The organism is Pseudomonas sp. R3.Fl (genome assembly GCF_023516765.1).
Classification (GTDB): Bacteria; Pseudomonadota; Gammaproteobacteria; order Pseudomonadales; family Pseudomonadaceae; genus Pseudomonas; species Pseudomonas citronellolis.
This window is the reverse complement of record NZ_JAMGSO010000001.1, coordinates 1,285,347-1,311,924: the sequence shown is the minus strand read 5'-3', so window position 1 is coordinate 1,311,924 and position 26,578 is coordinate 1,285,347. Positions and strand designations below refer to the sequence as shown.

The window sequence follows — 26,578 nt, the reverse complement described above, 5'->3', positions numbered from 1 at the left end:
TTCCCGAGTGTAATGGCTCGCTGACACCGGTCATAGCGGCGGCGCAAAATTTGACCAGAAGTCTTTGATTTAAAAAATTTTTTCTGGAAGGGTTGACGCCCCTCCAAAGGCTCCATAGAATGCGCGCCACTTCGACGCGAAAGCCGAAAGGCAGAGCGAAGAAGCCGGAAAGAATGTTGTAAGTTCCGGGCCGCGTCCCCTTCGTCTAGTGGCCTAGGACACCGCCCTTTCACGGCGGTAACAGGGGTTCGAGTCCCCTAGGGGACGCCATTGCGGGAATAGCTCAGTTGGTAGAGCACGACCTTGCCAAGGTCGGGGTCGCGAGTTCGAGTCTCGTTTCCCGCTCCAAATTCTCGGTCATCGCCCCGGCGGTGAACGGAAAGCGAAATGGCGTTACCCTCCGGCCGAAAGCTGGAGGTTGCAACAAGTTGATGCGGGAATAGCTCAGTTGGTAGAGCACGACCTTGCCAAGGTCGGGGTCGCGAGTTCGAGTCTCGTTTCCCGCTCCAATCCGGATCGCCCCTCGCGGTGATCCACACAAAAAGGCTGCCTCAGGGCAGCCTTTTTGCGTTTCCGCCCCCTCGCTTATCCGCAGGCGCCGGCTCGCTGCCCCGCGTTTCCCGCTCCAGCGCCTGGCGCAGGCTGGGCATGGCCGGTTGCGCGAGGTCGTCCAGGCGCCAGGCTCCCCCACGCCTGACCAGGCGCAGCAGCACGCCGCGGCGCCACTGCTCGTGCACCAGGATCACCCTGGCCGTGGCCCGGCCCTCGCCGGCCAGGTTGACGTGCAGTTGCTCCAGCTCCAGGCCTGGCGAACGCCGGCAGACGCAGAGCGGGTCGTTCTCCAGCAGCCCCGCGCCTTCATGGCGGGCTGCGCGGTAGGCCTTCAACGCCCGTGCCAGCGCGGGGCTCAGCCAGCGCCGGGCGCGCGCCTCGCCGATATCGCCGGAGAGCGCTCCGGGGCCTTCGTCGCCATACAGCCGGCGCACGAAGCTTTCCACCTCGACCTTCGCCGTTCGCTGCCCGCCCTGGCTCTGGCCCTGGCTGCTGGGCGCCAGGCTCGCCAGCAGCACCAGCAACAGGGCGAGGATGCTGCCCGAGCGTAGCCGCAGCCCTCCATGGCTGGTGGTCATCGGTGGGAGATGCGGCATGGGGAGGTCCTGAGATAACGCCTTGGCGAAGTATTCCCGCCAGCTTGGCAAGGCTTGCCCGGCCGGTGGAATAAGGCGCAGGCGCGGGCGCCGGTGAGACGTTTCCTCGCCCCCCGGCAATGCCGGCGCCGGGCAGCGAATTCGGATTGCCCTTATTTGGTCCGCCGGGGGGATTTGCTCTGATAGCGCCGGCTTCCCCGGCGCGCATCGGCGCCTGGGCAGCATTGCAGGGACCGTGTGGCCGCAATGCCTGGCACGGGTCGATGGATATTCTCCGAGTAGTTCTTCATATGTATGACGATTTCATTGGGCGGCTCCTGGAGACGCTCGTCCGCCGCTTCGGCCTGGCGCCGGAAAATGCCGGGAAGCTCCTGGGCCTGCTGGCTCACCTGGTGCTCGACGAGCAGCGCGGCGGCTGGACCGGTTTCGTCCAGCACCTGCGCCGGCAGGGACTGGGCGCCTGGCTGCAGGGCGGCCCCCATGCGCAGGCGCCCGACCGCGCCCAGCTGGAGCAGGTGTTCGACGCCGGCACGCTGGGCCGCTTCGCCCGGCACCTGGGGCTGTCCGACGAGGGGCTGGAAGAGGCGGTCGCCGCCTGCCTGCCGGAGCTGCTGGCCGGACTCGACGCTGCCGGTGGCGCGGCGCAGGCCGGGGCCGAGGGGCTGACGGTGCTGATGGCCGACACCGCCGAATTGTTGCCGGCGCTGCGGCCGGAGGCGATCAGCGAGCCGGCCGGGCCGCGGCCGGGTGCGAAGCGGGGGCTGGCGCCCTGGCTGGGCGCGCTGCTGGTGCTGTCGTTGCTCACCATGGTGCTGTCGTTTCGCCATTGCTCGTCCACGCCCGTGGCCCAGGCGCGGGTGGCGGCAGCCGTGGAGGTGGTCCCGCAGCCCGAGGCCAGCCCGGTGGTGGAGGCGCCGCGCTTCATGCTCGAACTGCGCGAGGGCAAGGTCCGCATCAATGGCCAGCTCACCAGCATCGACGAGCGCGCGGCGCTGCTGGGGCGGCTGAAGGAGGTCTTCGGCGCGGAGCGCCTGCGGGGCGACATCTTGGTCAAGCGGCAAACCAGCCCCGCGGCCTGGCTCGACGGCCTGCTGGAGCTGCTGCCGGAACTGAAGGTCGAGGGGCTCAAGCTGGGCTTCAACGGCGAGCGCATCCGCATGGATTCCACCGCGCTGAGCCAGGGGCAGCGCATCGAGCTGTCGCAGAAATTGCGCGAGACCTTCGGCGGCTTCGAATTCCTGGGGCTGTGGAACCGCACCCTGGCCGCCCTCAACGGCCTGCCGCCGGGCTCCGGCGCCCGGCAACTGGCCGATGCCCTGACCCAGTTGGGGATTCGCTTCGACAACCGCTCGAGCACCATCAGCCGCGACAGCGACGAGGTGCTGGCCGAAGCCGCCGAAGCCATCCGCCAGGCGCCGCCGGGCACCCTCGTGGAAGTGGGCGGACACACCGACGACAGCGACGATTCGCAAAGCAGCCAGCAGGCCTCCCGCGTTCGGGCCGAGGCCGTGGTGGCGCGCCTGGTGGAACTGGGCGTGGCGCCCGACCGTCTGCAGGCCAAGGGCTACGGGCGCAGCCAGCCGCTCTTCAGCAACGCCACCGAGGCGGGCAGGGCGCGCAACCAGCGCATCGAGTTCAACGTGCTGGAGTGAGCCGGCCCTTGCCCTGGCGCGCCAGGCTCAGCGCACGGCGCGCAGGGCCTGGCCCTGGGGCTGCCGGACCAGGCCGAACAGGTCCTTCGGGTCCTGCGGCCGCGGCACCAGTTCGATGTCGCGGCCGATGCCGCGTTCGCGCGCCGCGTCGTGCAGCCAGCGCAGGGCGGAGAAGTCTTCCAGGGCGAAGCCCACCGAGTCGAATACGGTGATCTGCTCGGCGTTCTGCCGGCCCTCGGCGGCGCCGGCGAGGATGCGTTGGAACTCGATCACCGGGAAATCCGCCGGCATCTGCTGGATGTCGCCCTCGACGCGGGTCTGCGGTTCGAACTCGACTATCACCCGCGCGCGCTCCAGCACTTCGGCCTGCAGCTCGGTCTTGCCCGGGCAGTCGCCGCCCACGGCGTTGATGTGCATGCCCGGTTCGAGCATGTCGGCAGTGAGGATGGTGGCGTTGGTCTTGTCGGCGGTGACCGTGGTGACGATATCGGCGCCGCGCACCGCTTCACGCACCGAGCTGGCGACCACCAATTTCAGGCCGGGGAGGCCGGCGAGGTTGCGCTGCAGCTTGGCGGTGGCCGCCGGGTCGATGTCGAACAGGCGGATTTCCTCGATGCCCAGCAGCTCGTGGAAGGCGATGGCCTGGAACTCGCTCTGCGCGCCGTTGCCGATCAGCGCCATGCTTCGGGCATCGGGGCGGGCCAGGCAGCCGGCGAACAGCGCCGAGGTGGCGGCGGTGCGCACGGCGGTGGTCAGCGTCAGTTCGCCGAGCAGCAGCGGGTAGCCGGTGTCCACCGTGGCCAGCACGCCGAAGGCCATTACCGTGGGCAGGTCGACGCGATGGTTCTTCGGGTGGCCGTTGACGTACTTGAAGGCATACAGCTTGCCGTCGTCGGCGGGCATCAGTTCGATCACGCCGAGGGCGGAGTGGTTGGCGACGCGGGCGCACTTGGTGAATTCATCCCAGCGTCGGTAATCGGCCTCGATGTAGCCGGCCATGGCGCGGATGGCCGCGCCCGGGCCGATCTCGCCGAGCAGTCGGCCAACGTCCTGCACATCCAGATAACGGGTCATGCTGCCTTCCTCCTGAGTGGGAGCGCCGCGCGTTCATCGGGCGCCTGGGGTCAGTCTATGCCGCTGGCCGGGAATAACTGTGCTTTCTGACTGCATGGGCTAGGCTTCTGCGCAAAGACAGACTCAGGGTAAGAGGAATGAAGAAAAGAAATTCCAGCGTGGCCGATCTGGATGCCACCGACCTGGCGATGCTGCGCCTGTTGCAGGACGACGCCAGCCTGTCCAACGCCGAACTGAGCGAGCGCCTGGCGCTGAGCGTCACGCCCTGCTGGCGGCGGCGCAAGCGCCTGGAGGAGGAGGGCTACATCCGCGACTACCAGGCCAACCTCGACCGCCGGCGCCTGGGCCTGGACATCCTGGCCTTCGTCCACGTGCGCTTCGCCGCCCACTCCGACGACGCCTCGGACCGCTTCGAGGCGACCGTGCGCGACCTGCCGGAGGTGTTGGCCTGCCACAAGATCACCGGCGATGCGGACTTCCTTCTGCAGGTGCTGGAGAAGGACCTGGACGCTTATGCGGAATTCGTCGAGAAGGTGCTGCGCAAACAGCCGGGCATCGCGTCGATCCAGTCGACCCTGGCGCTGCGGGAGATCAAGGATTGCCACCGGATACGGGTGCCGGAGGAGGGGTGATTGTCTTGCGGGGCTTTTCGTAGGATCGAGGGGGGCGCCCTCTCCCCAACCCTCTCCCTGAAGGGAGAGGGGGCTGTCCCGAGCCGACTGAAAACGCCGCATGATCCTGAAACCACGGTTGCCCCTGTAGGAGCGAGCTTGCTCGCGAACAGACCCCGCTGCGGGGGCTCATTCGCGAGCAAGCTCGCTCCTACGAAGAGCACCTCGGCGCGGTCTGTAAGACAGTCGCTAGGGCCAGCGCAAGCGCTGTACGCGGGAATGACGAGGTGTGAGGACGACGCTTGAGTTCAACGCCGCATGATCCTGAAACCACGGTTGCCCCTGTAGGAGCGAGCTTGCTCGCGAACAGACTCCGCTGCGGGGCTCATTCGCGAGCAAGCTCGCTCCTACGCAGAGCACCTCGGCGCGGCCTGTAAGACAGTTGCTCGGACCAGCGCAAGCGCTGTCCGCGGGAATGACGAGGTGTGAGGACGACGCTTGAGTTCAACGCCGCATGATCCTGAAACCACGGTTGCCCCTGTAGGAGCGAGCTTGCTCGCGAACAGACTCCGCTGCGGGGCTCATTCGCGAGCAAGCTCGCTCCTACGAAGAGCACCTCGGCGCGGCCTGTAAGACAGTTGCTCGGACCAGCGCAAGCGCTGTCCGCGGGAATGACGAGGTGTGAGGACGACGCTTGAGTTCAACGCCGCATGATCCTGAAACCACGGTTGCCCCTGTAGGAGCGAGCTTGCTCGCGAACAGACTCCGCTGCGGGGGCTCATTCGCGAGCAAGCTCGCTCCTACGAAGAGCACCTCGGCGCGGCCTGTAAGACAGTCGCTCGGGCCAGCGCAAGCGCTGTTCTGAGCCGACTGAAAACGCCGCATGATCCTGAAACCACGGCTGCCCCTGTAGGAGCGAGCTTGCTCGCGAACAGACTCCGCTGCGGGGGCTCATTCGCGAGCAAGCTCGCTCCTACGAAGAGCACCTCGGCGCGGCCTGTAAGACAGTCGCTAGGGCCAGCGCAAGCGCTGTCCGCGGGAATGACGAGGTGCGAGGACGACGCTTGAGTTCAACGCCGCTCAGGACAGCCCCCTCTCCCGCTTGCGGGAGAGGGTTGGGGTGAGGGTGCTCTTAATGCTTCGGCGCATCTCCCGGCAGCGCCAGCAAAGCCTTTTCCTTGTTCCAGTCGAAGGGCTCGCCGTTTTCCTCGGCGGCGAAGCGGCGTTCGTCCAGTTGCTGGTACAGGTCGATCTCTTCGTCGGGCATGAAGTGCAGGCAGTCGCCGCCGAAGAACCACAGCAGGTCGCGCGGCACCAGGTGGGCGATCTGCGGGTAGCGGTGGAAGGTCTGGGAAATCAGGTCCTGGCCCAGGTACTGGGCGCCCACCGGGTCGCGCGGCAGTTCCTGCAGCAGTTCGTCGAAGCGTTCGAGGAACAGGCCGTGGTTCTCCTCCGGGACCTGCTCGGCTTCGCCCAGGGCGCCGAGGATCATGCGCAGGTGCTGCAGCAGGGCGAGGTGGTGGTCAAGGTAGGCGCTGGCCATGGTGGGGTCCTCTGCGGAAACGGCTGAAACGGGGGCGGAGTATATAGGGGTTTCACCGGCCCCGCCGCGCGGCGCCGTTCAACGGAGCGGCCGCGACTGTGTCTGCCGGCGCTGGTTGTCGATCATCCGCCGCTGCATGTCGAGCTGCTGCTGTTGCTGCTGCAGGCGGAACTGCTGCAGGTCGGTGCGCTGGCGCTCGATGGTCTGGTCCTGCAGGCGCTGTTGCTGGCGCTGGCGCTCCAGGGACTGCTGCTGGTCCTTGAGCTGTTGCTGCTTGAGCTGCAGGCGCTGGTCCTCGTATTGCAGGCGCTGGTCCTGCTGCTGCGCGCGGCGTTGTTCGGCCTGGCGCTGCAGGCTGTCGATCTGCTGCTGTTGCGGGTCCAGGTCGACCAGCGGCGCCGGTGGCGGGCTGTTGCGGCTCGGGTAGAGCCAGGAGTCGGCCTGCGCCGTGGTTGCCAGGGCCAGGCCGACGAGGAGGATGGGCAGGATGCGCATGGGCGTTCTCCCGGTTGCCTTTGCCTGCCAGTGTGCACCCATCCGCCGGCACTGGCAGCCCCCGGGGCGAAAACGCCAAGGGCGCCGTGTCGGCGCCCTTGGCGTACTGCTCCCTTCATGGGGTAGGGAAGGGTTCTGGGTGGTCAGACCTTGCCGGGCTGGCCGAGTTCCTCCTTGGCGAAGTCGTCGACGTCGATCACCTGGCGCCGGGCCTTCTCCGCGGCGTGCAGCTGCTGGCCCTGCTCCTCGTCCAGCACCCGCGCGGCCACCGCGGCGTCGATCGGCGACTGGCCGGGCGCCGGGCGCACCTTGCCTTCCTTGATTGCCTTGTGCAGCTGTTTCTGCAGGGGCGCCACCTCGCGCAGGGCGGTGAGGGCGCGTTCCAGGTCGGCCAGCGGGTCGTCTTGCGCCGTGGGCAGGAAGGCGCCGTAGAGGATCGCCTGCAGCGCCGGGTCGTCCAGCGGGCGGCCGAGGATGCCGGCGATCTCCGCGTCCAGCGCGTCGCTCGGGCCCTTGTGGCGGCGGCCCAGGGGGAACACCAGGAGCTTGAGCAGGCAGCCGACGCAGCGGTTGGGGAAGTTCTCCAGCAGGGCGGCCAGGGCCTCCTCGGTCTTCGCCAGGTTCTCCTCCAGGGCCCAGCGCAGCAGCGGTTGCAGGTGCTCGGCATGGTTCAGGTCGTGGTAGCGCTTGAGCGCCGCCGAGGCCAGGTAGAGGTGGCTGAGGGCATCGCCCAGGCGCGCCGAGAGGCGTTCCTTGCGCTTCAGCTCGCCGCCCAGCAGCATCATGCTGAAGTCGGCGAGCATGGCGAAGCTGGCTGCCAGGCGGTTCACCGCGCGGAAGTAGGGGCGCGTCAGGCGGTCGCCGGGCACGTGGTCGAAGCGGCCGAAGCCCAGGCCCAGCAGCAGGCTGCTGGCGGCGTTGCTCACCGCGAAGCCGATGTGCCGCAGCAGCAGGCGGTCGAACTCGTGGGCGGCGTGGGCCTGGTCTTCCTGCTGGGCCAGGGCCATCTCCCTGAGCACGAAGGGATGGCAGCGGATGGCGCCCTGGCCGAAGATCATCAGGTTGCGCGAGAGGATGTTGGCGCCTTCCACGGTGATGAAGATCGGCGCCGTCTGCCAGGCGCGGCCCAGGTAGTTGCGCGGGCCGAGGATGATGCCCTTGCCGCCGTGGATGTCCATGGCGTGGCTGATGCATTCGCGGCCGCGCTCGGTCAGGTGGTACTTGAGGATGGCCGACAGGACCGAGGGCTTCTCGCCCAGGTCCACCGCGTGGGCGGTGAGGATGCGCGCGCAGTCCATCATCCAGGCGTTGCCGCCGATGCGCCCGAGGGCTTCCTGGATGCCTTCGAAGGCGCCGATGGGCACGTTGAACTGCTCGCGGATCTGCGCATAGCGCCCGCTGCTGTAGCTGCAGCCCTTGGCCGCGCTGGTGCCCACCGCCGGCAGGGAGATGGAACGGCCCACCGACAGGCAGTTCATCAGCATCATCCAGCCTTTGCCGATCATGGCCTGGCCGCCGATGATGCAGTCCAGCGGCAGGAACACGTCCTTGCCCGAGTTCGGCCCGTTCATGAAGGCCGCGCCCAGCGGCACGTGGCGCCGGCCGATCTCCACCCCGGGAGTGTCGGTGGGCACCAGGGCCAGGGTGATGCCCAGGTCTTCCTCGCCGCCCAGCAGGTGGTCCGGGTCGTGGCACTTGAAGGCCAGGCCGAGCAGGGTGGCCACCGGGCCCAGGGTGATGTAGCGCTTCTCCCAGGTCAGGCGCAGGCCGAGCACTTCCTCGCCCTGCCACTGGCCCTTGCAGACGATGCCGATGTCGGTCATGCCGCCGGCGTCGGAGCCGGCCTGCGGGCTGGTCAGGCCGAAGCAGGGGATTTCCTCGCCGCGCGCCAGGCCCGGCAGGTAGCGCTGGCGCTGCTCGTCGGTGCCGTAGTGCAGCAGCAGCTCGGCCGGGCCCAGGGAGTTGGGCACCATCACGGTGGAGGCCAGGTCGCCGCTGCGGCTGGCCAGCTTCATCACCACCTGGGAGTGGGCGAAGGCGGAGAAGCCCTTGCCGCCGTATTCCCTGGGGATGATCAGGCCGAAGAAGCCCTGTTCCTTGATAAAGGCCCAGGCTTCCTCCGGCAGGTCCATGCGCCGGGAAATGTCCCAGTCGTTGACCATGGCGCAGAGCTGTTCGGTGGGGCCGTCGATGAAGGCCTGCTCCTCCTCGGTGAGCTGAGGCGCCGGGGCGCCCAGCAGCTTGCTCCAGTCCGGGCGGCCGCTGAACAGGTCGCCGTCCCACCACACGGTGCCGGCCTCGATGGCCTCGCGCTCGGTGTCGGACATCGGCGGCAGCACCTGCTTGAACCAGGCGTACAACGGGCCGCTGAACAGCTTGCGGCGCAGGTCGGGCAGGGCCAGGGCGGCGGCCACCGCCAGCCAGGGCAGCCAGAGCAGGATCATCCAGCCGTGGGCGCGGCTGAACAGGCCCATGAAGATGAGATAGACGGCGACTATCCCCAGCGCCGGAGCCGGCGCCACGCGCCGGTGGGCCAGCCAGGCGACGCCGAGCACGAGAACGATCAACCAGAGCAGCGACATGCATTTTCCTCCATGACGAACGACGGGGCGATCCCTCACAGCTTAGCCGGGTGTTGGCGCCTTCCTCGGCGAGCTTGGCCGGATCGTCCTCCACGGTGCGCGGACGGGCTGTTTAGACTGGCCGGAACCGTGAAGGAGATTCCCCCATGCAGGCTTACCTCGAACCCGGCCGCTACCTGGATAGTGACCACTCCGCGGTGATCGAGTTCGCCCAACGGCACCGTGGCGCCTCGCCGCAGCCGCGCGAGCAGGCGGTGGCGCTGTACTACGCGGTGCGCGACGGCATCCGCTACAACCCCTACGTGTTCAGCCTCGATGCGCAGACGCTCAAGGCCAGCCACGCGCTGCAGGCCGGGCAGTCCTACTGCGTGCCCAAGGCCGCGCTGCTGGCGGCCTGCGCCCGGCATTGCGGCATCCCCGCGCGCATCGGCCTGGCCGACGTGAAGAACCACCTGGCCAGCGGGCGCATGGTGGAGATGCTGCGCAGCGAGGTGTTCGCCATGCACGGCTACACCGAGCTGTTCCTCGACGGCCGCTGGGTCAAGGCCACGCCGGCCTTCAACCGCGAGCTGTGCGAGGCCTTCGGCGTGCTGCCGCTGGAATTCGACGGGCGCGAGGACAGCGTCTTCCACGAATTCGACCAGGGCGGCCGGCGGCACATGGAGTACCTGTGCGACCACGGCCAGTTCGCCGACGTCCCCGAGGACCTGTTCTTCGGCCACCTGCGGGCCTGCTACCCGCACCTGTTCGACGCCGGCCCCACGCCGCTGTCCGGCGACATGCAGGCCGAAGCGCCGAAGCATGAAGGCAATCGATAGTCATCATCAGTCCGCATGCCTTTCTTCTTGCCGCGCCGACCGGTAGGGTGCTCGCATTCACCGGCCGACCTGCCGCGGCCGCGTTCACCCGCCAAACAAGAAGAGGCTGCACGCCATGCTGAAAATCTGGGGCCGCAAGAATTCCTCCAACGTGCGCAAGGCGCTGTGGTGCGCCGAGGAGGCCGCGGTGGCCTACCAGCGCATCGACGCCGGCGGCGCCTTCGGCGTGGTGAACGAGCCGGCCTACCGCGCGCTCAACCCCAACGGCGTGGTGCCGACCCTCGAGGATGGCGACTTCGTGCTCTGGGAATCCAACGCCATCGTCCGCTACCTGGCGGCGAAGTACGCGCCCGACAGCCTCTATCCGCAGGACTTGCAGCGGCGCGCCAGCGCCGAGAAGTGGATGGACTGGACCACCTCGACCTTCGCCGGGCCCTTCCGCACGGTGTTCTGGGGTACCCTGCGCACCCCGCCGGAGCAGCGTGACCAGGCCGCCATCGACGCCGGCATCGAGGCCTGCGTGACGGCCCTGGCGGTGCCCGAGCAGGCCCTGGCGCGCCAGCCATACTTGTCCGGCGAGCGCTTCGGCATGGGCGACATCCCCCTGGGCAGCTTCATCTATGCCTGGTTCGAGATGCCCATCCAGCGCCCGCCGATGCCGCACCTGGAAGCCTGGTACACCCGCCTGCGCGAGCGTCCGGCCTACCGCAGCGCGGTGATGACCGCGCTGACCTGAACCGCCCGCGGCGCCGGCGAAGGTTGCATTTGCCGGCGCGGGCCCTTATCTAGCTGTTCCATTTTCACGCGCCGCCCAGCCACGGGAAATTCCATGAGTTCCGCGCTTACCCTCCGTCAACTGACGAAAACCTACGGCAACGGTTTCCAGGCCCTCAAGGGCATCGATCTGGACGTCGCCGAGGGCGATTTCTTCGCTCTGCTCGGCCCCAACGGCGCCGGCAAGTCCACCACCATCGGCATCCTCTCGACCCTGGTGAACAAGACCAGCGGCACGGTCACGGTGTTCGGCCACGACCTCGACCGCGAGCCGCTGAAGGTCAAGCGCTGCCTGGGCGTGGTGCCCCAGGAGTTCAACTTCAACCAGTTCGAGAAGGTCTTCGACATCGTCGTGACCCAGGCCGGCTACTACGGCATCCCGGCGAAGATCGCCAAGGAGCGCGCCGAGAAGTACCTCAATCAGTTGGGCCTGTGGGACAAGCGCAACTCGGCCTCGCGCGAGCTTTCCGGCGGCATGAAGCGCCGGCTGATGATCGCCCGCGCGCTGATCCACGAGCCGCGCCTGCTGATCCTCGACGAGCCCACCGCCGGGGTGGACATCGAGCTGCGCCGCTCGATGTGGAACTTCCTCACCGAACTGAACCAGCAGGGCATCAGCATCATCCTCACCACCCACTACCTGGAGGAGGCCGAGCAGCTCTGCCGCAACATCGCGATCATCGACCACGGCACCATCGTCGAGAACACCAGCATGCGCAAGCTGCTGACCCAGCTGCACGTGGAGACCTTCGTGCTCGACCTCAAGGGCGCCGTGGCCCAGCTCCCGCAACTGCCCGGCTACCCGGCGCGGCTGCTGGACGACCACACCCTGGAGGTGCAGGTGGACAAGGCGGCCGGCATCAACGGCCTGTTCGCCGCGCTCAACGGGCAGGGCATCGAGGTGCTGAGCCTGCGCAACAAGACCAACCGTCTGGAGGAGCTGTTCGTGTCGCTGGTCGAGAAGAACCTGTCGAAGGTGGCGGTATGAGCGAGCTGCGCGCCAACTGGGTGGCCCTGAGCACCATCGTCTACCGTGAAGTCCGCCGCTTCACCCGCATCTGGCCGCAGACCCTGCTGCCCCCGGCGATCACCATGGTTCTGTACTTCGTCATCTTCGGCAACCTGATCGGCCGGCAGATCGGCGGCATGGGCGGCTTCAGCTACATGCAGTACATAGTGCCGGGGCTGATCATGATGTCGGTGATCACCAACGCCTACGGCAACGTGGTGTCGAGCTTCTTCGGCAGCAAGTTCCAGCGCTCCATCGAGGAACTGCTGGTGTCGCCGGTGTCGCCGCACACCATCCTCCTCGGCTACACCGTGGGCGGCGTGTTGCGCGGGCTGGCGGTGGGCGTCATCGTCACGGCGCTGTCGCTGTTCTTCACCAAGCTGCAGGTGCACCACCTGGGCATCACCGTGCTGGTGGTGGTGCTGACGGCCACCATCTTCTCCATGGGCGGCTTCGTCAACGCGGTGTACGCGCGCAACTTCGACGACATCTCGATCATCCCGACCTTCGTGCTGACGCCGCTGACCTACCTGGGCGGGGTGTTCTACTCCATCCACATGCTGCCGGAGTTCTGGCAGACGGTGTCGCTGGCCAACCCCATCCTGCACATGGTCAACGCCTTCCGCTACGGCATCCTCGGGGTGTCGGACATCCAGATCGGCACGGCGCTGATCTTCATGCTGGTGGCGACGGTGATCCTGTACTTCTTCTGCATCCGCCTGCTGGTGAGCGGGCGGGGGATGCGCCAGTAACGGCGCGGTTTTGCGTTTGAACGAAGGCCCCGGTTTCGCGAGGAACCGGGGCCTTCTGTTTTTGTGGCGGTTCGCGAGCAAGCTCGCTCCTACACAGAGCAGTTGGTTCGCGGGCAAGCTGTGCGGCTTTTCGTAGGAGCGAGCTTGCTCGCGAACCAATGGTTCAGGATGACGCCGAACCATCTGTGCGCGCCGAGCAGCCCCATCGCGGGCAGGGCCCGCTCCTACAGTTCGCGGTGGGGCACGGCATTCCCTTGTAGGAGCGGATTCATCCGCGATTGCGCCGGCAGGGCCGGCGATGGGTATCGCTTCGCTCAACCCATCCTACGCAGAGCACCCCTACCGCACCCCATCAGAACGCCACCTTCACCCCCGCCTCGATGCCGCGCCCGGCCGCCGGCACGCTGTCGCGCAGGATGGAGCTGGCGTAGCGCACCGTCTGGTTGGTCAGGTTCTCGCCCTTGACGAAGGCCAGCCACTGGCTGCCGCCCATGTCGAACCTGTAGCCGACGCTGGCGCCCAGGGTGGTGTAGCCGTCGGTGGAGAGTTCCTCGTCGGGCACGCGGTGCTGCGAGGCGGCGTGTTCCACTTCCAGGCGTGCCTGCCATTGCTGCAGTTCCCAGATCAGCGCGCTGTTCAGGCGCAGCGGGGCGATGCGCGGCAGCGGCTGGCCGGTGTCGCGGTTCTTCGCCCGGGTGTAGTCGCCGGACAGTTCCAGGTCGAAGTTGCCGTAGGGGCTTTCCAGCAGGTGGATGCGGTCCTGCGCCTCGACGCCGTAGAACTCCGCGCGCACGCCGCTGTACAGGTATTCCGGCAGAGCCTCGTCGCTGTCGGCGGCGACCACCTCGCCTTCCTCGTCGCGGTAGCGGCCGCTGGCGAGCAGGCCGATGTAGTTGGAGAAGCGGCTGTAGAACACGCCGACGCTGCCCTTGTGGATGCCGTTGTCGAAGCGCAGGGCCAGGTCGGTGGAGACCGCCTTTTCCTTGTCCGCATCGGCGTCGCCCACTTCGTAGGTGCCGGTGGCCGCGTGGGGGCCGTTGGCGTACAGCTCGTAGAAGGTCGGCGCGCGCTCGGTGTAGCTGAGGGTGGCGGCCAGCGCCCAGATCGGCGTCAGCTGGTACACCGCGCCGGAGGACAGGCTGCCGGCGGTGAAGCTGCGGCTGCCGTCGTTCTCGGCGAAGCGCTCGTTGTCCTTGGCGTCGGGGTCGATGCGGCTGTGTTCGACGCGGCCGCCGAAGCTCAGCGCCAGGCGCTCGCTGGCCTGCCAGTTCTCCAGGAAGAACAGCGCCGCGCTGTCGGTTTCGGTGTGCGGCACGAAGGCCTCTTCGCCCAGGGCCGAGAAGCGGCTGTTGGCCACCTGCGCGCCGACCACGCCCTGCAGCGGGCCCAGCGGCTTGTGGCGGGCCTCGATGCGCGCCTCGTAGCCGTCGTTCTTGAAGGTGGTGCCGGTCTCGCCGTCCTCGATCTCCTTGTGCTGGTACTCGGTGTAGGCGGCGTCCAGCTTCACCGAGCTGAACGGGCCTTCCAGGTCGCGGATCTCCGAGGCGAAGGCGTAGCGGTCCTGCTGCATCTTCAGGCGCACGTCGTCCTCGGCGGGGGAGCCGTAGTTGCCGTCGTAGCCGCTGTAGGAGAGGCCGGCGTAGCCGTGGTCCCAGTGGTAGCTGCCACCGATGGCGCCGCTGTCCTGGCGGCCGTCGCTGTTCTCGACGCGGTGCTTCGAATCGTCGCCGTCGATCGCGCGCTGGGCGCGGGAATGGGCGTAGCCGGGGATGCGCAGGTCGTTGAACTCGCGGGAGCCGGCGTCCAGGTGCAGGGCGAAGTTGCCGTCGCCGGCTTCCAGCGCACCGGCCGCGCTACGGGTGGTGTCGGCGCCGCCGTAGCGCAGTTCGCCGCGGCCGTGCACGCCGTCCACCGGCTCGCTGGGAATGCGGTTGTCGAAGCTGTTGACCACCCCGCCGATGGCGTTGCCGCCGTAGAGCAGGGCGGCCGGGCCGCGGACCACCTCGATGCGCTCGACCACGTTGGGGTCTTCCGGCACCGCGTGGTCGTAGGACAGCGACGAGGCGTCCAGCGCGCCCACGCCGTTGCGCAGCAGGCGGATGCGGTCGCCGTCCATGCCGCGGATGATCGGCCGGCTGGCGCCGGGGCCGAACCAGGTGGAGGACACCCCCGGCAGGCCGTCGAGGGTCTCGCCCAGGCTGCCTTTCTGGCGCAGCGTCAGGTCGTCGCCCTGCAGCACGCTGCTGGGCGCGGCGGGTTGCACCTCACCCAGCGGGTTGGCGGTGATCACCTGGGGCTGCAACTCGGCGGGGCGGGTGTCGGCGAGCGCGGGAACGGCGAACAACGCGAGGGTCAGCGGCGCGAGTGGCCAGCGGGGCAGGGGGCGGGACGTGGACATTGGGGACTCCTTGGTTTTTTCGGGCAGAACGCGCCCCTCCCGTGGTGATCCGGGCTGCGCGAAGGCTCTAGGCAGGGGCTTGGCGGGCCGCTCGGTGGGGCGGCCTTGATTTGTGTTGTTATAACATAACATTCCCTGTGGTTTGAAAATCAAGTGCTTTCAGATCCGAAAGTGCTAGCCGCTGGCTGCGAAGGACGGGCGTCCTGGAGTTTTTCGCAACAAGTCCAGAGCTTTTCGCAAGAATGCCGGGGCAGGGTGCCACTAGATTCCGCCATTCGCCCGTTCGGGTTGCACCTGAGTGCAACCGTTCGGCGATTCGGTGCTACAAGGGCTTTTCCTTGCGCTAGAATCCGCCGCCCGCGCGCGTCCCCGGACGTGCGCCGGGCAATGTGGCGACGGCTGCCCCGGGACGGTGAGGGGGCGCCGAAGAATCAGCCGCCCGCGTGGTGCAACCGCGACGGGTGGCGACAGGGGGGGTAGCGGAGCTTGCGCAGGGCCGCTGCCGCCCCGTCGTGCCGAAGGGCACGGCAGGGGGACCGACGCCAACCGCGCCGGCCCCGACGAGCAAGGGCCCGGATTACCCACCGGGCCTGGATAAAAACAAGCTTCAGGGGAGCCCCCATGAGCGTCAACACGCCAACACTGGTCACGTTCGTGATCTACATCGCGGCTATGGTCCTGATCGGATTCGCCGCCTACCGTTCCACCAACAACTTCTCCGACTACATCCTCGGCGGCCGCAGCCTCGGCAGCTTCGTCACGGCCCTGTCGGCCGGCGCCTCGGACATGAGCGGCTGGTTGCTGATGGGCCTGCCGGGGGCGATCTACCTCTCCGGTATCTCCGAAAGCTGGATCGCCATCGGCCTGATCGTCGGCGCCTACCTGAACTGGCTGTTCGTCGCCGGGCGCCTGCGCGTGCACACCGAGCACAACGGCAACGCGCTGACGCTCCCCGACTACTTCACCAACCGCTTCGAGGACAACAGCCGCATCCTGCGCGTGCTCTCGGCGGTGGTGATCCTGGTGTTCTTCACCATCTACTGCGCCTCGGGCATCGTCGCCGGCGCCCGCCTGTTCGAAAGCACCTTCGGCATGTCCTACGAGACCGCGCTGTGGGCCGGCGCCGCCGCGACCATCGCCTACACCTTCGTCGGCGGCTTCCTGGCGGTGAGCTGGACCGACACCGTGCAGGCCTCGCTGATGATCTTCGCGCTGATCCTCACCCCGATCATCGTGCTGTTCGCCACCGGTGGCGTGGAGCCGACCTTCGCTGCCATCGAGCTGAAGGACGCGGCCAACTTCGACATGCTCAAGGGCGCTTCCTTCATCGGCGTGATCTCGCTGATGGCCTGGGGCCTGGGCTACTTCGGCCAGCCGCACATCCTGGCGCGCTTCATGGCCGCCGACTCGGTCAAGTCGATCCCGGCCGCCCGCCGCATCTCCATGACCTGGATGATCCTCTGCCTGGGCGGCGCCGTGGCCGTGGGCTTCTTCGGCATCGCCTACTTCCAGGCCAACCCGGAGCAGGCCGGCGCGGTCACCGAGAACCATGAGCGGGTGTTCATCGAGCTGGCGAAGATCCTGTTCAACCCGTGGATCGCCGGCGTGCTGCTGTCGGCCATCCTCGCCGCGGTGATGAGCACTCTGAGCTGCCAGCTGCTGGTGTGCTCCTCGGCGCTGACCGAAGACTTCTACAAGGCCTTCCTGCGCAAGAACGCCAGCCAGCTCGAGCTGGTCTGGGTCGGCCGTGCCATGGTGCTGCTGGTGGCGCTGATCGCCATCGCCCTGGCGGCCAACCCGGAAAACCGCGTGCTGGGCCTGGTGTCCTACGCCTGGGCCGGCTTCGGCGCCGCCTTCGGCCCGCTGGTGCTGTTCTCGGTGCTGTGGAAGCGCATGAACCGCAACGGCGCCCTGGCCGGCATGCTGGTCGGCGCGGTGACCGTGATCGTCTGGAAGCAGTTCGGTTGGCTCGGCCTGTACGAGATCATCCCCGGCTTCCTGTTCTCCAGCATCGCCATCGTGGCCTTCAGCCTGCTCGGCCCGGCCCCGTCCAAGGCCATGCAGCAGCGCTTCGACGAAGCCGAGGCGGAGTACGGCGAGGCCCATCTGCCGGCCTCGGCTCCTGCCGCCGGTCGCTGATTCGCTGAGCAGTACCCAAGGCCGCAGTCCCGCAAGGGGCCGCGGCCTTTTTCATGGGTGCCCGCCGCGCAGCGCCTCGGCGTAACGCCAGCAGGCGAACAGGCACAGCGCCAGGCCGGCCATGGCCACGGCGCCGCCGACGTTGCCGATCTGCGCCAGGCCGATGCCGCCGACCACCTGGCTGCCCAGCAGCGCGCCGCCGCCGATGCCGACGTTGTACAGCCCGGAGAACATGGCCATGGCCACGTCGGTGGCGTCGTGGGCCAGTTGCAGCACCTTGGCCTGCAGGGCCAGGCCGAAGCAGAGGATGGCGGCGCCCCAGAACAGACTCAGGCCCAGCAGCGCCAGGGGCTCGTGAGCCAGCGGCAGGAGCAGCAGCAGGCAGCTGCCGAGCACGGCGATGGTCAGGCACGGGAAGCCGCGCGGGAAGCGCTCGCTGTAGCGGCTGAAGAGGATCGAGCCGAACAGCCCGGCGCCGCCGAACAGCAGGAGCAGCAGGGTGGTGCGCTGGCTGTCCAGGGCGGCCACCTCGCGGGCGAAGGGCTCGATGTAGCTGTAGGCGGTGAACTGCGCGGTGATCACCAGCACGGTGAGCACGTACAGCGCCACCAGCGCCGGGCGCCGCAGCAGCAGCGGCAGGCTGCGCAGCGAGCCGGAGTTCTGGCTGGGCAGCAGCGGCAACGCGCGGGCCAGCCAGAGCACCACCACCAGCGAGACGCCGGCGATGGCCAGGAAGGTCGCGCGCCAGCCCATGGCCTCGCCGAGCACGCGGCCCAGGGGAATGCCCAGGACCATCGCCAGGATGGTCCCGGTGGCCAGCAGGCCGAGGGCCTTGGCCTGCTGGCCCGGCGGCGCCACGCGCACCGCCAGGGACGCGGTGATCGACCAGAACACCGCGTGGGCGAAGGCGATGCCGAAGCGGCTGAGCATCAGCGTGGTGAAGCTCCAGGCGACGCCGGAGAGCAGGTGGCTGCCGATGAACAGGCAGAAGATCGCCACCAGCAGGCGCCGCCGCTCCATGTTGCGCGTGGCCAGCATCAGCGGCAGCGAAGTGAGCGACACCACCCAGGCGTACAGGGTGAGCATCAGCCCGGCCTGCTCGGGGCGCATGTCGAAGCTGCGGCCGATGTCGCTGAGCAGGCCCACCGGGACGAATTCGGTGGTGTTGAAGATGAAGGCGGCGATGGCCAGGGCGATGACGTTCAGCCAGCTGCCGGTGCGGGTGTCTTGCGCGGTGTGCATGGGAATCCTGAGTGAGGGTGGGGCTCAGGCCGAGTCCCCCGGCCACGCGCGGGGCACCGGCGGCAAAGGGCCGGGTGCGGGCGGGCGAAGAGGAATCGTTGTTGGTATGGGGGCTGCGGCGGTCGCGGCGGCCATTCTACGCCGCGCTCCGGGCGCCTGTCTGCGCCTGGGCTGCGCGCCTGGCGGCTTGCTGCTAAGGTGCGCGCATTTCCCGCATCGACGAAGCCCGACACATGAGCGAAAGACCCAAGGACCCGCTGCACGGCATGACCCTGCAGACCATCCTCGAACGCCTGCTGGAGCAGTACGGCTGGGAAGGACTGGCCAAGCGCATCGACATCCGCTGCTTCAAGAGCGAGCCCAGCATCAAGTCCAGCCTGACCTTCCTGCGCCGCACGCCCTGGGCGCGGGAGCAGGTGGAGAAGCTCTACGTGCAGACGGTGCGTGGGAAAGGTTGAGCGGATAGTCCGGCCCCCCGGCGACCTGTAGGAGCGGGCCCTGCCCGCGATTTCGCGCGCAGGGCGCGCTCCTACAGGGGAATGGCGTGGCGTAGGAGCGGATCTCATCCGCGAATCGCGCCGGGGCGTCCGGTTATCGCGGACAATACCGGTGCGCATGGCTTCCCGTAGGAGCGAGCTTGCTCGCGAACCGCATGGCACCACGTCTGTTCGCGAGCAAGCTCGCTCCTACGAAGAGCGCCCCGGCGCGGCCTGCAAGACTGTTGCTTGGAGCGATTATCCGTCGCCGAGTCTTGACCGCCGCTTTGGACGTTACCTCAATTGGGCTTCGCCTGCGCCGGCAGCCAGAACTCGATCACCCCGGGCGAGGCCTGCAGGCTTGCCGCCAGCGGCAGGGCCACGGCCTTGTCGCTGAACTTGTGCGCCAGCCAGCGGGCGCATTCGCCGTCGCGGCGGGCGTGGTAGATGAAGGTCGGCCGCGGCCAGGGCAGTGGCGGTGGCGAGCCGCGGCGGGCGGCGGCGCTGACCACGTTCTCGATGCCCGGGGTGCTGATCCCGCTGCCTTCCAGCAGCTTGAGGAAGTCCCGCGCCGGGCGCTGTTCGTCGGCCGAGTAGATCTGCGTGTAGAGCACCACCGGCCGCCTGCCTTCGCGCATGCAGGGGTTGGCCACCGGCTCTGCTGCGGGCGCGGGCGCGGCGTTGGCCGTGACGGCGGGCGGTGGCACCATCTCGGCGCTGACAGGCGGTGATGCCGGCGCCGCGGCTGGCGGTGGCGGAGGGGGCGGCGGGGCGCTGGCCAGCGCCGGGTTGTCTTCCGGCAGCGGGGTGAAGCCGAACCAGTATTGCTGCACCGGGCTGTTGGGGTGCGGGTCGCTGGTGAGCTGGCGCAGGTAATCGCAGTCGGCCGACTCGGCGCCGCTGGCGCAGGCCGTGCTGGCACGCTCGAACAGGGTGCGCATGTCGCTGGCGAACTCCACCGACAGGCCGTTGCGGCTGGCGAAGTTCTCCAGGTGGCCGATGCGCGTGCGCAGGGCGTCGCTGACCTTGTTGCCCTTGGCATAGAGATCGGCGATGGCCTCCAACTGGCTGGCGTACTTCGACTCGCTGTCGGCGATGTTGCCGCGGTACTGCTCCAGGCCCTGCCAGAGCGCCACCACCAGGCTGGCGGAAAGGCCCACGCCGAGGGTGGTGCGCACGTTCTGGGCGATGCGCTGGCGGCGGTTCGGGCCGTTGGCCGGGGCCGGCTGGCCGACCGCGGTGAGGGTGACGATGCTGGCCAGGTCGGTCCAGCCCGGCAGGCGCTGGAGGAAGTCGCGGCTGAGCACCGAACCCAGGGCCAGGCCCAGTTGGTGATAGGCCTCCCACTGGCTTTCGTCGAAGAACTGGTCGTCGGTGCCCTGCTGCGGGAAGGCCGGGTTGCGGTCGGCGTAGCCCACCAGGTCGAAGGGCAGCTCCAGCAGCGGCGAGTCGCAGCGGTGCGGCTTGACCACCAGCAGGGTGCCGCGCCTGTGGCTGGCGTAGGTGATGCGCGCCAGCAGCAGGTATTCGCGGCCGCAATCCGGCGAGATGGATTCCGGGGTGCCGAACAGCAGGGCGCGGGCGTCGCCGGCGGAGACCCGCGCCAGGCTGTCCGGGTCGATGAACTCGATGTCGGCGTCGTAGTCGATCTTGGCCTTGCGCACCAGGTTCTCCAGGTCCTCGAACAGGTAGCGCGGGTCGGCGCCGCAGTCGCTGGCGATGATCAGGTCGACCTCGCGCTTGAGCAGGGCGTAGACGCCGCTGTTGTCGAAGTGGCCGCCGTCGGACAGGTACCAGAAGGGCGCGCGCAGGCCGGGGAACTGGGCGAGCATCTCGGCGCGGGTGGCCAGGTACTTGGCCAGGCGCGCGCGCCAGCCGGTCTCGGCGGCGCGGGTCGGGTTGGGCAGCCAGAAGCCCAGGCGCAGGCCGGTCATGAACACCAGCGCGGCCAGCCCGGCGCTGGTGCGCGAGCCCATGCCGGTGCTCAGCGCGGCGCCGGAGATGGTCGCCCATTGCGCCAGGCTGCTGCGCTCCATGCCCTGGGGCGGCCGCGGGCCGTGGGTGCCGGTCTCCACGCCCAGGGCGCTGACGGTCAGGGCGACGCCCTTGCGGTCGGCGTTGTAGCTGTGGGTGCGGTCGTCGAGGGTCTGGTTGATGCAGCAGTTGATCAGGTGCAGCGGCCCGCCGTAGGTGTGCGGCTGGTAGTCGGCCAGGGCCACGTCGTCGCCGGGCAGTATCTCCCGCAGCGACTCGATGCCTTCGATCAGCCGGCGCTCGGCCGGCACCAGCAGCGAGGCCGGGAAGCGCGCCTCGGGCCCGCCGTGGTTGGCCACCGCGACGTAGGTGCGGGCCAGGCGCGAACGGTAGAAGTAGTGCAGCGAGGCGAGGTTCAGCTGGGTGAGGTTGGCGCCGCTGATGCCGATGTAGAAGCCCAGCGCGGCCAGCACCAGGGCCCAGTACAGCAGCGGCAGCCAGGGCTGCATGGCGGCGCCGGGGCTGAGCAGGTTGCCGCCCAGGTAGAGGAAGGCCTGCAGCAGCGTCAGCCAGGCCAGCAGCAGGAATGCCAGCAGGGCCAGGCCCAGCAGGTTGGCCAGCTGGCTGCCGTAGGCGCTCGGCAGGCCCTGCTGGCGCAGGCGCTCCAGCAGCGTCGGCAGCAGGGCGCGCAGCAGCACCACGGCAAGGCCGGTGGAGCCCAGCACGCCGGAGGAAACCAGGGTGAAGTTGCCGCTCTCGCGCAGGCGCACCACGAGATGCCAGGTGGCCGCCTCGCAGACGCCCAGCAGCAGCACCCCGGCGCCGCCCAGCAGCACCCAGCCCAGCCAGTGGGTCAGGCGCAGGCGCTGCTGTTCCGGCGGGCAGGCGCGCAGCGGCAGGCGCAGCAGCCAGCCCAGCGGGGCGATCAGCAGGGCGCCGACCAGAACGGCGTAGGCCAGCAGCCGCGGGCCCAGTTCGATGTCGCTCTGCAACTGCGGCCACAGGCTCTGCACCGCCAGGGCGAGGGCGGCGAGCAGGGCCAGCAGCACCGAGAGCAGGTCGCGCAGGGCATGGTCCTGGCGGTCGCGGCTGAACCAGTAGGCCCAGCACAGCGCGCCGGCGGCCAGCAGCAACAGCGGCACGGCGAGGAACCACAGCGACCAGAGGTTGCCGAGGAACACCGGCGGCGTGCCCAGCAGCGCCAGCAGCACGTGGGGCAGCACCGTGAACATGCCGATGCACAGCAGCAGGATGCCGATCTCCAGCTGGGTGGCCATGAAGCCACGGAGCATCGAGGCGCCGGCCATCAGCAGGTCGCGGCCGCCGGCCGGGGCCAGGTAGCGGCCGTTGTTGCGCAGCCACCAGAGCAGCAGCGAGTCGTCCGCCGCCAGGCCGTTCTCCACCTCGCGGGCGCCCTGGGCGGGGCCGTACAGGCGGCCGAGCATGGCGCCGACGTAGCCGCCGCCGGACACCGTGGACAGGTAGTCGAAGCGCTTGAGCACGTGGTTCTTCGCCAGCGCCCGCAGCAGGCCGAAGTTGAAGGTGGCGCTGCGCACGCCGCCGCCGGAGAGGGCCAGGCCCCAGCTGAAGTCGCTCGGCACGTCGATGCCGGCCTGGGCGCGGCGCTGGCGCAGCAACGCCTGTTCCTGGTCCCTGAGGTTTCCGTGGCGGCGCGGCATGGCGGTGCCCTCCGGCTCCTGACCCGCGCGGCAAGGGGCGCCGCGCCAGGTCATGCTGACGGCCGGCCGGACCTCCCGGCGCCGAACCCTTGGCGCCGTGCTTCCCTGGCCTTTCCCGGGTTCAGGCCGCGGCGGCGCGCGGCCTCATAGCCAGCTCACCCGCAGGGTGTCCTGGGGCGCGTGGCACTCGGTGCCCGGCTCCAGGTAGTGCTGCAGCATCGGCGCCATGCCCTTGAGCACCTGCACCGGCAGCGCCGAGGTGAACTTGAAGTTGCTCGACGCGCTGCCGGCCACGTAGGCGGTGAGGGTGCCGAAGTGCCGCGGGCCGAGGTAGAACACGAAGGTCGCGGTGCGGTTCAGCGAGCGCGAGCTCTTCACCGCCCCGCCGCGGGTGAAGCTTTCGATGCGGTTGTCGCCGGTGCCGGTCTTGCCGCCCATTACCAGCGCGCTGCCGTCGTCGCGGCGGAAGCTGCCGGACAGCCGCCGCGCGGTGCCCTGGTCGACCACCTGGGACAGCGAGTCGCGCAGGGTGCTGGCCACCTCCGAGGTCATCACCCGGGTGCCGACGTTGGCCTGCGGCGCCAGGCTCACCTCATAGGGCGTGCCGGCGGCGAAGTGCAGGCTGTCGATGCGCAGGGTGGGCAGGCGGATGCCGTCGTTGAGGATGATGCCCATCAGCTCGGCCAGCGCTGCCGGGCGGTCGCCGGAGCTGCCCAGGGCGGTGGCCAGCGAGGGCACCAGGTGGTCGAACGGGTAGCCCAGCTGTTTCCACTGCTGGTGGATGTCGAGGAAGGCCTCCACCTCCAGCATGATGCGGATGCGCTTGTCGCGGGCAGCCTTGTAGCGCGACTTGTACAGCCAGCCGTAGACCTGCTTGCGCTCGGCGTTGCTGGCGGCCACCGCGTCGGCGAAGCTGGCCTGGGGCTGGCGTTGCAGGTAGCCCAGCAGCCACAGCTCCAGCGGGTGCACGCGGGCCACGTAGCCCTGGTCGTTGAGGTCGAAGGCGCCGGGGCCGTAGCGGGTGTAGAGGTCGGCGATGCGCTTGTCGGTGAGCTTCTCGCCGGTGTAGTGGCTCTGCTTCAGGCGGTCCTGGAGGAAGGCGGCGAAGGTCGCCTGGTCGGCCTGGGGCTGCAGGTAGCGGTGGATCGCCGCCAGGCGCACCGGCCACGGGCGCAGGCCGTCGAGGAAGGTGTCCAGGCGCTCGTCGGCGTTCTGCCCGCGGTACTTCTGCCAGAAGCGCAGCAGGTAGACGCGGCTCTCCTGGTCGACGAAGCGGTCCAGGTACAGCTGGCGGCGCGGGTCCTTGTCGTCCTGCAGCACGGTCAGCTTGTTGCCGTCCTTCTGGTACATGTCGTGGCGCACCAGGTCGCGCAGCAGGCGCACGAAGGGCAGGTTGATGGATTCGCGCAGCGCTTCGAGCAGGGTGGGGATGCGCCCGTTGTCCTCCCGGCGGAAGTTGGAGAAGGTGTGCACGCCGCCGCCGGTGAAGAAGCTCTCGTAGGGGCTGGCCGAGTACTTGCGCTGCATGGCCGCGGCGAGCATGGCCGAGAGGTCGGCGTTGGGGTTGGCGATCAGGTAGTCGATGGACCAGCGGCTGATGAAGTCCAGCGGCTCCACCGGCACCTTGCGCAGCTCGGCGGCGGGCTTGCCGTTGTAGGCGCGGTACTGGTCGGCGATGCGCTCCAGGTAGTTGGACAGCACCCGCAGCTTGGCGGTGGAGCCCAGCTCCAGCTTGCTGCCCTCGTTGATGTCGAAGGGCTGGTCGGTGCTGTCGGTCTGCACGCGCACGCGGTTGCCGTCGGCGGTGCGTTCGAACAGCACGAAGCTGTAGCGCACGTCGGCGGTCTTGTCCTTGGACAGCAGGTGCTCGCCGAACAGGCCGATCTGCGCGGCGAAGTCCGCGTCGGCCAGTTGCTTGAGGTAGGTGCTGACCTTGTTCTGCAGCTCGTCCTGCAGGGTGGTGCTGAAGGTCAGGTCGAGGCGGTCCAGGTCATACAGCGGCACGTTGAGCATGCCCGCCAGGCGGGTGCGGGCCAGGCTCACGCCCTTGTTCGGCTCCAGCGGCTGCACCGTCGGCTGGTTCTGTGGGTCGCGGAACTCCAGGCGCTGGGCCAGGGCGGCATCGCGCAGCGGCGCTTCGATCACCCCGGCCTGGGCCAGCAGGCGCAGGTAGCTGTCGGTCAGCTCGCCCAGCGGCTTGCGCCCGCGCGCCAGGTAATAGGACGGGCGGCGGTGGGCGATCATCAGCGACACCACCTGGCGCAGCGCCCGGCCCTGGGCCTCGAGTTCGGCGTCCTGGCCGACGGGGGCGGAGAGCAGGCGGTTGACCTGCTGGTAGTCGGCGCCGTACCAGATCCACAGGCCGTCGGGCAGGCCGCTGACCTCGCCGTAGCCCGGCTGCGCCGAGAGCGGCACCGAGTTGAGGTAGGTGAGCACCACGTTGCGCCGCGCCGGCAGGTTCTCGGCGCCGCCCTGGTAGGCGCGCACGCTGGCCGAGGCCATCTGCCGCAGCTTGTCGCGGATGGAGTTGGTGCGGCCGTCCACTGAATGCCGGTACTTCTCGATCTGCGTGGCCAGGGTGCTGCCGCCGGGGGCGTGGTTGCCCATGCCGACCAGGCGCCCGGCCTGGGCCACGGCGGCCTGGGTGAAGCGGCTCCAGTCGATGGCCGGGTTGAGGTAGGGGCGGCTGGCGTCGAGCAGGTCGCGGTTCTCGATGTACAGCAGGCTCTGCACGATCAGCGGGGCGATGGCGTCGTAGCTGGCGTAGAGCCGCTGCGGGTAGCGGAAGTTGTAGATCGGCAGGCCGCGGCAGTCGCTGATGTCGACGCCGGCCTGGGCCTTCTCGGCGTAGGGCGGGAACATGCCGTAGCCGGCGTATTGCAGCAGGGCAGGGGAGAAGCGCGCCTGGTCGAGGGTGACGAAGTCGCGGTCGTGCAGGCGTTGCAGGAAGTCCGGCAGTTGCAGGTAGCCCAGGCGGCGGTCGAAGGGGCCGTCCTTCGGGTAGACCACCTGGTCGCTGGAACCGGCGCCGACCTGCCAGGTCAGCTCGCCGGCCAGGCGCGCCAGTTCGCGGGCCTGCAGCTTGGACGTATGCGCCTCGTAGAGCAGCGCTGCGCCCATCGCCGCCAGCAGTGGCAGGACGAACAGGAACAGCAGCAGGAAGCGGTGGTGGCTGGGTTTTTTCGGGGAAAAGCCAGGCTCCGGCACGCCCGGTTGAGAATGCAGTTGACCGGTATGCTCCGTATGCGCCATATCACGACCTGCCCATGCTTGCGAAAGCCTGAGTAAGTGGTCTCCGCCGACGTGACGACCGGCACCCATCCCGGTGCCGCGAAAGCCCCCGTGCCAGCGGCCTCCCCTTTCTTTGAGCGTAGTAGGCGGGGAAAATTCTGCTGAATGTCGTGCCTTCGTCCGGCTCAAGCCAGGGCAATGGCCGACGAGTGACCTGGAAAACGACCCGATGCGCCTGTTCCTGCTGTTCCTGCCGTTGATCGCCAGCCTGGCCGCCCAGGCCGCGCCCATGCCGTTCTACCTGTGGCAGAGCCGCCTGGACGGTCACCTGACCTGCAGCCAGACCTCGCCGGGGGAGGGCTGGGCGCGGCTGTCCGGGCCGTTCAGCGATGCGGGGTGCCGGCAGCCGTTGAAGCGCGGGCCATCGACCAAGGGGCTGGCGGTGCCGAAGGGCTTGTGAGGGGCGGGCTTTTCTTTTGTAGGAGCGAGCTTGCTCGCGAACGGAGTTTCCCGGTAGCTGCGGTGCTGGCCCTGAAGAGCGCCCTCTCCCTAACCCTCTCCCTGAAGGGAGAGGGGACCGTTGGGCAGACGCTGATGTTTTGGAGTCAGCCGGCTAGCACTTGGATTGACGGCTGAAACCACTCCTTCTCTCGGCACGGCCAAGCCCCCTCTCCCTTCAGGGCGGGGCGCGCAGCCGAGGGCTGGGGAGAGGGTACGGAGTCCACCGAAAGCACCGCGGTCACCGGGAAACACGGTTCGCGAGCAAGCTCGCTCCTACGAAAGCCACTGGCCGTGCCAGCGGTAAGCGTGGTGTTCGCTGGATACTTCCGTAATTGCCGGCTGACTCAGGAATACCCAGGCACTCCGAACGGTCCCCTCTCCCTTCAGGGAGAGGGTTAGGGAGAGGGGCTCTTCAGGGCCTGCACCGCAGCCATCGGGAAACTCCATTCGCGAGCAAGCTCGCTCCTACAACCTAAAATG

The 26,578-nt window shown here is 68.7% G+C and carries 18 protein-coding genes and 3 tRNA genes; 12 read left to right on the top strand and 9 right to left on the bottom strand.

The window, feature by feature from the left end:
• Positions 1–194 precede the first annotated feature (194 nt).
• The 3 genes from M8R19_RS05340 (at position 195) to M8R19_RS05330 (ending at position 509) form a co-directional block, all read left to right on the top strand.
• A tRNA-Glu gene (locus tag M8R19_RS05340) sits at positions 195–270 on the top strand.
• Between the two features lie 2 nt (positions 271–272).
• A tRNA-Gly gene (locus M8R19_RS05335) sits at positions 273–348 on the top strand.
• 85 nt (positions 349–433) lie between these two features.
• Positions 434–509 (top strand) — tRNA-Gly (locus tag M8R19_RS05330).
• Between the two features lie 42 nt (positions 510–551).
• Here M8R19_RS05330 and M8R19_RS05325 read toward each other — a convergent pair.
• Positions 552–1,148 carry a hypothetical protein gene (locus M8R19_RS05325; protein ID WP_249917242.1) on the bottom strand — a complete coding sequence of 199 codons (597 nt, stop codon included), beginning with the start codon at positions 1,146–1,148 and terminating at the stop codon, positions 552–554.
• Positions 1,149–1,438: 290 nt separating this feature from the next.
• Between M8R19_RS05325 and M8R19_RS05320 the strand changes: the two genes are divergently transcribed.
• Positions 1,439–2,800, top strand: coding sequence for an OmpA family protein (locus M8R19_RS05320; protein WP_249917241.1), 1,362 nt, complete (start codon positions 1,439–1,441; stop codon positions 2,798–2,800).
• A 27-nt stretch (positions 2,801–2,827) separates the two neighbouring features.
• On the opposite strand, the gene ocd is transcribed toward M8R19_RS05320, so the two are convergent.
• On the bottom strand, positions 2,828–3,874 hold the full coding sequence (gene ocd, locus M8R19_RS05315) for an ornithine cyclodeaminase (protein WP_249917240.1): 1,047 nt from the start codon (positions 3,872–3,874) through the stop codon (positions 2,828–2,830).
• A 137-nt stretch (positions 3,875–4,011) separates the two neighbouring features.
• Between ocd and M8R19_RS05310 the strand changes: the two genes are divergently transcribed.
• Entirely contained in the window at positions 4,012–4,506 is a 495-nt protein-coding gene (locus M8R19_RS05310) for an Lrp/AsnC family transcriptional regulator (RefSeq protein WP_061561177.1), read from the top strand.
• Between the two features lie 1,111 nt (positions 4,507–5,617).
• Here the strand turns inward: M8R19_RS05310 and M8R19_RS05305 are convergent.
• The 3 genes from M8R19_RS05305 to M8R19_RS05295 form a co-directional block, all read right to left on the bottom strand.
• Positions 5,618–6,028, bottom strand: a complete 411-nt coding sequence (locus tag M8R19_RS05305; RefSeq protein ID WP_074976880.1) for a PA2817 family protein — start codon at positions 6,026–6,028, stop codon at positions 5,618–5,620.
• 78 nt (positions 6,029–6,106) lie between these two features.
• On the bottom strand, positions 6,107–6,523 hold the full coding sequence (locus M8R19_RS05300; protein WP_116423678.1) for a PA2816 family glutamine-rich protein: 417 nt from the start codon (positions 6,521–6,523) through the stop codon (positions 6,107–6,109).
• Between the two features lie 143 nt (positions 6,524–6,666).
• Positions 6,667–9,105: an acyl-CoA dehydrogenase gene (locus M8R19_RS05295; RefSeq protein ID WP_249917239.1), complete on the bottom strand. Its 2,439-nt coding sequence runs from the start codon at positions 9,103–9,105 to the stop codon at positions 6,667–6,669.
• A gap of 146 nt (positions 9,106–9,251) precedes the next feature.
• Between M8R19_RS05295 and M8R19_RS05290 the strand changes: the two genes are divergently transcribed.
• The 4 genes from M8R19_RS05290 (at position 9,252) to M8R19_RS05275 (ending at position 12,458) form a co-directional block, all read left to right on the top strand.
• A complete protein-coding gene (locus M8R19_RS05290; protein WP_249917238.1) occupies positions 9,252–9,923 on the top strand; it encodes a transglutaminase-like domain-containing protein in 672 nt (223 codons plus the stop codon).
• A 115-nt stretch (positions 9,924–10,038) separates the two neighbouring features.
• Positions 10,039–10,659, top strand: a complete 621-nt coding sequence (locus M8R19_RS05285) for a glutathione S-transferase (RefSeq protein WP_249917237.1) — start codon at positions 10,039–10,041, stop codon at positions 10,657–10,659.
• A gap of 93 nt (positions 10,660–10,752) precedes the next feature.
• The gene (locus M8R19_RS05280) at positions 10,753–11,685 is read left to right on the top strand and encodes an ABC transporter ATP-binding protein (protein WP_116423682.1); all 933 of its coding nucleotides are present in this window, start codon (positions 10,753–10,755) and stop codon (positions 11,683–11,685) included.
• Entirely contained in the window at positions 11,682–12,458 is a 777-nt protein-coding gene (locus tag M8R19_RS05275; protein WP_074976868.1) for an ABC transporter permease, read from the top strand. Before M8R19_RS05280 ends, M8R19_RS05275 begins: the two co-directional genes overlap by 4 nt.
• Positions 12,459–12,810: 352 nt before the next feature.
• On the opposite strand, the gene M8R19_RS05270 is transcribed toward M8R19_RS05275, so the two are convergent.
• On the bottom strand, positions 12,811–14,856 hold the full coding sequence (locus tag M8R19_RS05270; RefSeq protein ID WP_249917236.1) for a TonB-dependent receptor: 2,046 nt from the start codon (positions 14,854–14,856) through the stop codon (positions 12,811–12,813).
• 621 nt (positions 14,857–15,477) lie between these two features.
• Between M8R19_RS05270 and putP the strand changes: the two genes are divergently transcribed.
• Complete coding sequence (gene putP, locus M8R19_RS05265; RefSeq protein ID WP_249917235.1) at positions 15,478–16,995, top strand: sodium/proline symporter PutP; 1,518 nt, start codon at positions 15,478–15,480, stop codon at positions 16,993–16,995.
• A 51-nt stretch (positions 16,996–17,046) separates the two neighbouring features.
• Here putP and M8R19_RS05260 read toward each other — a convergent pair whose 3' ends face one another.
• Complete coding sequence (locus M8R19_RS05260; protein WP_249917234.1) at positions 17,047–18,237, bottom strand: sugar transporter; 1,191 nt, start codon at positions 18,235–18,237, stop codon at positions 17,047–17,049.
• Between the two features lie 233 nt (positions 18,238–18,470).
• On the opposite strand from M8R19_RS05260, the gene M8R19_RS05255 reads away from it, so the two are divergent.
• Positions 18,471–18,695 carry a VF530 family protein gene (locus M8R19_RS05255; RefSeq protein ID WP_249917233.1) on the top strand — a complete coding sequence of 75 codons (225 nt, stop codon included), beginning with the start codon at positions 18,471–18,473 and terminating at the stop codon, positions 18,693–18,695.
• Between the two features lie 317 nt (positions 18,696–19,012).
• Here M8R19_RS05255 and M8R19_RS05250 read toward each other — a convergent pair whose 3' ends face one another.
• Together M8R19_RS05250 and M8R19_RS05245 are read right to left on the bottom strand one after the other, a co-directional pair.
• A complete protein-coding gene (locus M8R19_RS05250) occupies positions 19,013–22,366 on the bottom strand; it encodes a patatin-like phospholipase family protein (RefSeq protein WP_249917232.1) in 3,354 nt (1,117 codons plus the stop codon).
• 144 nt (positions 22,367–22,510) lie between these two features.
• Entirely contained in the window at positions 22,511–25,522 is a 3,012-nt protein-coding gene (locus tag M8R19_RS05245) for a transglycosylase domain-containing protein (RefSeq protein ID WP_249920139.1), read from the bottom strand.
• A 304-nt stretch (positions 25,523–25,826) separates the two neighbouring features.
• Between M8R19_RS05245 and M8R19_RS05240 the strand changes: the two genes are divergently transcribed.
• Entirely contained in the window at positions 25,827–26,057 is a 231-nt protein-coding gene (locus tag M8R19_RS05240) for a hypothetical protein (RefSeq protein ID WP_249917231.1), read from the top strand.
• Positions 26,058–26,578 lie beyond the last annotated feature (521 nt).